The sequence below is a fragment of the Micromonospora sp. D75 genome (assembly GCF_018070405.1).
Classification (GTDB): domain Bacteria; phylum Actinomycetota; class Actinomycetes; order Mycobacteriales; family Micromonosporaceae; genus Micromonospora; species Micromonospora chalcea.
In genome coordinates this window covers 1-4,758 of sequence record NZ_JAGPXV010000479.1, presented here as the reverse complement: position 1 = coordinate 4,758, position 4,758 = coordinate 1, and the positions used below count along the sequence as shown (strand labels likewise).

The window sequence follows — 4,758 nt, the reverse complement described above, 5'->3', positions numbered from 1 at the left end:
GAGCGCGTCCACCAGGTCGACTGTCAGGTGCGGGCGGGCGGTGTGTCCGCCCGGCCCGGTGAGCCGGACGGTGACGTTGTCGGCGGCGGCGGTGATCGGGCCGACCCGCAGGCCGACCTTGCCCACCGGCAGGTTCGGGTCGCAGTGCAGCGCGAAGATCTGCACCACGTCCTCCAGACCGCCGGCCTCGATGACCTCCAGCGAGCCGCAGGGCAGGATCTCCTCGGCCGGCTGGAAGATCAGCCGTACCCGGCCGTCGAGCTGGCCGATGTCGGCGAGTTGGGCCAGCAGCATGCCGACGCCGAGCATCACCGACGTGTGCACGTCGTGGCCGCAGGCGTGGCAGACGCCCTCCACCGTCGAGCGGTACGGCACGTCCTTCGGGTCGTCCAGCGGGAGCGCGTCGATGTCGGCGCGCAGCGCGATCACCGGGCCGTCCGGGCGTCCGTCGATGTCGCAGATGACGCCGTTGCCCTTCGGCAGCAGGCGCGGCTTCAGCCCGGCGAGGGACAGCTCGCGGTGCACCAGGGCGGCGGTCTCGAACTCCTCGCCGGACAGTTCCGGGTGGGAGTGGAGGTGCCGGCGGGTCGCGATCAGGCCGGGCACGCGCAGCGCGAGGAGATGGTCGAGCTCGAAGGGCAGGGGCTGGGAACCGGTCGGCGCCTCGGGCCGGGACGACGCCAGCGGGCCGCCGGAAGGCAGCGTCAACGCACTCGTCACGTCGAATTCTCGATCACTAGAGATGGATGGATCATCGGGTAGAACAGCAGACAGCCTAGACCTCCGGCGGTGACGCTGCGCAACATCTTTCGCGTAGCGGTCGGACCGCGCAGCGTCACGAATGCCCTGGTGAGAGTGCTCGAATATCTGCGGGACAGCAGGTAGATCACGGTCGGAGCCCGTCATCCGCCTCCCACCTCCTACAACGCGTAACCGTTTCAACGGCCACTAATATCCGGGCCGCTGTTCCGAATTGTCGCATTAGTCGCGGCAATTAACTGCCGCTCGGACAATTGCGCGACAACTGTCGGCTGCCGGAAGACTCCCGACGGTGACATGACCGCCCGGCCGTCGACCGCACAGGCTGTCCGTCCCGTTCATCCGATCCGGTTACCCGAATCGCCGAATCGCACACGCGCGGCACCGGGCGCCACCGCCCGGCCACCCGCCGTGACCGGCCGGGCGCCGTCGCCCGGGAGGGGACCAACGGTACGCCTCAGCGGCCCCGTTTGCCCAGTTCAGACCACTACCGGACGCACGACGGCGGCCCGCGCCGGGCACCTGCGTGCGCCGACGGGACCGCCGCCTGAAAACGTCAGAACCGATCGCTCGGCCGGTAGATCCCCCACACCTCGCGCAGCGTGCCGCACACCTCGCCGACGGTGGCCCGGGCGCGCAGCGCCTCCTTCATCGGATAGAGCACGTTGGCGTCGCCCTCGGCTGCGGAACTCAGCTCGGCCAGTGCGCGCTCCACCGCGCCGGAGTCCCGCTCGGCGCGCAGCCGGGCCAGCCGCTCCCCCTGCGCCGCCTCGATCGCCGGGTCCACCCGCAGCGGCTCGTACGGCTCCTCCTCGTCGATCTGGAACCGGTTGAGGCCGACCACCACCCGCTCACCCGAGTCGATCTCCTGGGCGATCCGGTACGCCGACTGCTCGATCTCGCGCTTCTGGAAACCGGCCTCGATCGCGTCCACCGCCGAACCGTGGTCGAACACGCGGTCCATCAGCTCGGTGGCCGCCGCCTCCACCTCGGCGGTCATCGCCTCCACCACGTACGACCCGGCGAACGGGTCGACGGTGGCGGTCAGGTCCGTCTCGTACGCCAGCACCTGCTGGGTGCGCAGCGCCAGCCGGGCCGCCTTCTCGGTGGGCAGCGCGATCGCCTCGTCGAAGCTGTTCGTGTGCAGCGACTGGGTGCCACCGAGCACCGCGCCGAGGCCCTGCACCGCCACCCGGACCAGGTTCACCTCCGGCTGCTGGGCGGTGAGCTGCACGCCGGCGGTCTGGGTGTGGAACCGCAGCATCATCGACTTCGGGTTCTTCGCGCCGAACTCGTCACGCATCAGCCGGGCCCAGATGCGCCGGGCCGCGCGGAACTTCGCGACCTCCTCCAGCAGCGTGGTGCGGGCCACGAAGAAGAACGACAGGCGGGGCGCGAAGTCGTCCACTGCGAGCCCGGCGGCGAGCGCCGCGCGGACGTACTCCACGCCGTTCGCCAGCGTGAACGCGACCTCCTGCGCGGGCGAGGCGCCGGCCTCGGCCATGTGGTAGCCGGAGATCGAGATGGTGTTCCACTTGGGCACCTCGGCCCGGCAGTAGGCGAACGTGTCGGCGACCAGCCGCAGCGAGGGCTTCGGCGGGAAGATGTACGTCCCCCGGGCGATGTACTCCTTGAGGATGTCGTTCTGGATGGTGCCGTTGAGCGCCGCCCCCGGCACGCCGTTCTCCTCGGCCACGAGCTGGTAGAGCAGCAGCAGCACCGAGCCGGGCGCGTTGATCGTCATCGAGGTGGAGACCTTGTCCAGCGGGATGCCGCCGAACAGCGTGCGCATGTCCTCGATGGAGTCGATGGCGACCCCGACCTTGCCCACCTCGCCGTGCGCGATCGGGTCGTCCGAGTCGTACCCCATCTGGGTGGGCAGGTCGAACGCGACGGACAGGCCCATCGTCCCGGCGCGCAGCAACTGGTGGTACCGCGCGTTGCTCTCGGTCGCGGTGCCGAAGCCGGCGTACTGTCGCATCGTCCAGGGCCGGGAGGTGTACATCGTCGGGTAGACCCCGCGGGTGTACGGGAATTCGCCCGGCTCGCCCAGCCGGGCCTCCAGGTCCGCCGGAAGGTCTGCCGCCGTGTAGACGCCCTGGATCGGGAAACCCGACTCGCTTGACCGCGCATCGCTCATTACCGGATGGTAGGACGCGCTGACCGCCTGGTGGGTGAGGGATACCGCACACCTGGCCACGGCACACCACCGGAGGTGAGCAACCGGCCACATACCGTCGAGTAGGTAAACGCCCGCCGCGTCGGGTTTCGCATCGGGCGTCGGAACCAGCAAGATAGAGGGGTTGTGTCCCAGCCCCCTCGATATCCCCCGGTGGCTTTTCTGTGACTCAGATTCCGACGTGGAGCGGCGGACCGGCCAGTCCCCCCACTGGACGCGCGGCGCCCGGCACCACCATCGGTGGTCGCTACTCGCTGCGCTCCCCGGTGGGCAACGGAGGCATGGGCACGGTCTGGCGGGCCACAGACACATTGCTGCGCCGCGACGTGGCGGTCAAGGAGGTCGTCCTCCCGCCGGGGCTCGCCCCGAGCGACCGCGACGCGCTCTACGAACGGACGCTGCGGGAGGCCCGCGCCGCCGCCGCGATCCAGCACCCGGCCGTGGTGCAGGTCTACGACGTGGTCACCGAGGGCGGCCGGCCGTGGATCGTGATGGAGCTGCTGGACGCCCGCAGCCTCGCCGACATGGTGATCGAGGACGGGCCGGTCGCGCCGCGCGCCGTCGCCAAGATCGGCATCGCGCTGCTCGGCGCGCTGGAGGTGGCGCACGCCATCGGTGTGCTGCACCGCGACGTCAAGCCGGCCAACGTGCTGATCTGCTCCGACGGCCGCTGCGTGCTCACCGACTTCGGCGTCGCCCGGATGCCCACCGACGTGCAGCTCACCACGCCGGGCATGGTGCTCGGCTCGCCGCACTTCATCTCCCCCGAGCGGGCCATGGGCCAGGAGTTCGGGCCGCCCAGCGATCTGTTCTCGCTCGGCGTGACGCTCTACACAGCGGTCGAGGGCCGTCCCCCGTTCGACAAGGGCGACCCGATCGAGACCATGCACGCCGTGGTCGAGGACCCGCCCGCCACGCCGCAGCGCAGCGGCCCGCTCACCGGCGTGCTGATGGGGCTGCTGGAGAAGGACCCGGCCCGCCGGATGGACGTGCACCGGGCCCGCGCCAACCTGCGCGAACTGCTCGCCGGGCCGCTGACCAGCACCGCCACCGCGGTCAACTCGGTCACCGACCCGTACGCGGTGGTGCCGGTGCCGCGCCCGACCACGCCGCCGGCCATCGCGGCCGAGCCGAAGCCGAGCGGCCAGATCGGCGGTCGGGCCATGATCGGTCCGGACGAGTCGCTGACCGACCGGCTCGCCGCGCTGCGCCGCGGGGAGCGGCCCGCCGGCGAGAAGCCGGCGGCGGGCGACGCCGCGCTGGACGAGACCAGCGCGGACGCGCTGGCCGGCCCGCTGCACACCCCGACCGGCGCGATGTCCGGGCCCGCGCCCGAGGCCACCCAGCGCATCTCGCCGGACGCCACGGTCCGGCTCGGCCAGGGCGCCGGCGCGGACGCCACCCAGCAGGTGCCGACCACCCAGCCGGTCTACGGCCGTGCCGCCGACGCCACCCAGCCGGTGTACGGCGGCGGCAACCAGTGGTCGGTGCCCGGCACCGGCCAGCCGTGGACCACGCCGGCCACCGCTCCGGCCGCCGGTGGTGGCGGCGCGCTCGGCTCGGCCAAGGGCCTGCTCGGCCGGATCAAGGCGTGGCCGCGCAAGGTCCAGCTCGCCGCCGCCGGTGGCCTCGCCGTGGTGCTGCTGGTGAGCGTGATCGCGCTGACCAGCGGCGGCGACGACACGCCACCGCCGATCGTGGGCACGCTGCCGTCGAACTCGGCCGCCGCCGCGCCCGAGATGCAGGAGCAGACCGTCAAGGGCGTGACCATCCAGGTGCCGAAGGGCTGGCAGCGGCAGACCGGCGGCCTCTACGTCGAC

Annotated in this window: 3 protein-coding genes; 1 reads left to right on the top strand and 2 read right to left on the bottom strand. The window is 71.8% G+C overall.

What is annotated here, in order from left to right; all coding sequences use genetic code 11:
• Together KBX39_RS23580 and KBX39_RS23575 are read right to left on the bottom strand one after the other, a co-directional pair.
• The coding region (locus KBX39_RS23580; protein ID WP_210872550.1) for an amidohydrolase at positions 1-720 on the bottom strand (720 nt) is incomplete at its 3' end.
• A gap of 595 nt (positions 721-1,315) precedes the next feature.
• Positions 1,316-2,899: a methylmalonyl-CoA mutase gene (locus KBX39_RS23575; protein ID WP_210872548.1), complete on the bottom strand. Its 1,584-nt coding sequence runs from the start codon at positions 2,897-2,899 to the stop codon at positions 1,316-1,318.
• Between the two features lie 203 nt (positions 2,900-3,102).
• Here KBX39_RS23575 and KBX39_RS23570 point away from each other — a divergent pair.
• A partial coding sequence (locus KBX39_RS23570; protein WP_210872546.1) for a serine/threonine-protein kinase occupies positions 3,103-4,758 on the top strand: 1,656 nt, incomplete at its 3' end.

Excerpts from the sequence above, each read along its gene's own strand:
- KBX39_RS23575 (WP_210872548.1), bottom strand. The coding sequence starts at position 2,899 with ATGAGCGATGCGCGGTCAAGCGAGTCGGGTTTCCCGATCCAGGGCGTC.